The sequence below is a fragment of the Streptomyces sp. NPDC005195 genome (assembly GCF_040608315.1).
Classification (GTDB): Bacteria; Actinomycetota; Actinomycetes; order Streptomycetales; family Streptomycetaceae; genus Streptomyces; species Streptomyces kaempferi.
The window spans coordinates 1-1,827 of the sequence record NZ_JBEXHZ010000291.1 but is presented as its reverse complement, the minus strand read 5'-3'; the positions used below and the strand labels follow the sequence as shown (position 1 = coordinate 1,827).

3 protein-coding genes are annotated in these 1,827 nt (G+C 66.6%); 1 reads left to right on the top strand and 2 read right to left on the bottom strand.

What is annotated here, in order from left to right:
• Positions 1–39: 39 nt before the first annotated feature.
• Positions 40–180 carry a hypothetical protein gene (locus ABZV34_RS39055; RefSeq protein ID WP_356287922.1) on the top strand — a complete coding sequence of 47 codons (141 nt, stop codon included), beginning with the start codon at positions 40–42 and terminating at the stop codon, positions 178–180.
• Positions 181–390: 210 nt separating this feature from the next.
• Here ABZV34_RS39055 and ABZV34_RS39050 read toward each other — a convergent pair whose 3' ends face one another.
• Entirely contained in the window at positions 391–1,038 is a 648-nt protein-coding gene (locus ABZV34_RS39050; RefSeq protein WP_356287919.1) for a GtrA family protein, read from the bottom strand.
• Between the two features lie 189 nt (positions 1,039–1,227).
• On the bottom strand, positions 1,228–1,683 hold the full coding sequence (locus ABZV34_RS39045; RefSeq protein ID WP_356287916.1) for an ATP-binding protein: 456 nt from the start codon (positions 1,681–1,683) through the stop codon (positions 1,228–1,230).
• Positions 1,684–1,827: the final 144 nt, after the last annotated feature.

Genomic DNA, 1,827 nt, shown 5'->3' with positions numbered 1-1,827 from the left:
ATCAGAGCACTGTCACCGCGTACGAGCTGCAGATACTGCATGACGACGAAGATGAACCCGAAGAAGGCGAAGAACTGCAGCGTGATCGACAGGGTCCCGATGGATCCCGAGCGTCTGGTAGAGCTGCTGGCTCCCGGTCTTGAGGCAATTCTTGGCAGTCACATGCATCGGCGCGGTTGATGCGACACTAGGCCGAGGAGGCATCGCTGTAGATGCCGAGGCCCGCGGCATCTCGTCATCGGTCGACGTTGCAGGGCACGTGAGGCCGCTCCCGCCGGCTGTGGTGTGGCCGCCCACCTCTTGTGACATCGAGGAGGCGGGAATGGTCCGCGGCTGGCCCGGACATCTGCAGCTCCGGATCTCCGCAAGGCTGTCCTTCGGACCGGCCTGTCAGCCGGCGCCGTAACCTCCCGCCGCCGGTGGGACGACAGCTGCGTCTGTGGTGCACAGCTTCTGCTGGAGCGGCCGTGAGCAAGGCAGAGCGCCTGGCTGGGAGCGGTGAACGCCCCTTGCCGGGCCGAGTGGACGGCTGGCTCCCCCGCGCACATCGGACGTGCGCTCGTGACGTGCCCGGCGTGCCGGGCAGGCTGCAAGAACCCTTACGTGTCTGGTCACGCTCGCCGTGTCGTGGGAAAACACTGCGCGTAGCAGAACGAATCGGATAGTCCCGGCCAGTGCTGAGACCGAGAGGTAGACGCCTTGTTCGACCAGTGCCGCGGGCTTGGGCGACGCCGCGTGCAGGATCAGCAGGGCCCCGGTTGTCAGGGCGAAGCTGAGCGCTACCGTCAGCGAGGACTGTAGGTGCGCGCCCCATCCACTCCGTGGGCTGCGGAAGGTGACGCGCTGATGGAGTTCGGTGGCGATGACGGTTGAGACAAGTGTGACCAGAGCGTTGGCCACCACCAGAGGGAGGATGCCGTCCAACAGGACCAGTCCGCCACTGGATGCCGCTCCCACGGCTCCTCCGCACACCACGAAGCGCACAAAGACCGTCACCGGTCGGCTCGCCGGTGGCTTGCCGGTCGACTGCACGCTCATGAGATGACCTCCAAGTCCCAGAAGCCGGGTTCCGGGCTGCTGGGCGGACGAGCTGAAGCGCGGCATCGGTCCGCAACGAGTGAGGGACATCGCCGCACGAACCGCGCAGGTGAGCGTCGGCTCGAGAGGACGCGGCCCTGCCGGAGCCGAGCGGACGCGGCTCTCACGGTCGCCGATCGGCGCGCGTCGTCAGGCGGCGTCGAAGCTCGCCCAGTGGTCGATGAGACCCTCGCTTTCGCTGACGGCTCCGGCCTGGCTGGTGAGAGCAGAGATGATCATGTCGCCGCGGCCGTGTTCGTCGGCGGGCCGGGCGGCTGCCCAGTTGTCGGGAGTGGATTCAGGGCCGCCGTCGCTGACACGGACTTCCACCGGCCCCGAGCCTTCGATGGATGCGCGCAGGTGCAGTACGACGGGCGGCAGTGCGTGGGAGACGGCGTTGGTGACGAGTTCGGAGATAACCAGGAGAGTGTCGTAGATCTGGTCGTCATCCAGTCCCCAGGCAACCAGAACGGGACGGGCCTCGTGCCGGGCGGAAGCGGGGGCAAGGGGTCCGTGCTCCAGAGACAGGCCGAACGTGCGCTCACCGGTGAAGACGGCGTGCAGATCGGGACGGTGCTGCCGGCGCGAGATCGTCATCGTGGTCATCGGAATCACTGCCTGAAGGGCTGGAATGGATTTCCTGGCTCTTCCAGAACCAGGGCGATTGCAAAGTCCGTTGATCGTGCGTTGGTGCAGGTCAGTTGAGGCCGAGGAGTGCCAGTGGCCGCTCGTAGGGGCGGAGGGCTGTGG